1 pseudogene is annotated in these 271 nt (G+C 73.1%); it reads right to left on the bottom strand.

The window, feature by feature from the left end:
- Positions 1 to 271: pseudogene (locus IE312_RS38600) on the bottom strand (hydrolase); the annotation flags it as partial.

The raw sequence follows: 271 nt of genomic DNA, 5'->3' as shown, positions 1-271 counted from the left end.
CCGCTGCCGGACTCGAAGCCGCTGTTGCCGAGGAGCTGGGCGGCGGTGCACGATGTCGGGCCGCCGCCCCCGCCACTGCCGGTGCCGTCCGCACCGGCCAGCCATTCGGTGGCGTTGAGGGCGAGGGCCGCGTTGGTGGCGCTGGTGTCGTTCCAGCCGTCGTACAGGGTGTTGCCGGACTGGCCGGTGCCGTCGTCGACGGGTGAGCTGTCGCCCCAGAAGGCGACCCGGCCACTGCCGAAGGTGCTGGTGGCGAAGAAGGCGCCGGTGT

This window comes from Streptomyces capoamus (assembly GCF_014654935.1).
Classification (GTDB): Bacteria; Actinomycetota; Actinomycetes; order Streptomycetales; family Streptomycetaceae; genus Streptomyces; species Streptomyces capoamus.
Note: the sequence above shows the minus strand (reverse complement) of the source record. Positions and strands in the feature narration are given on the sequence as shown.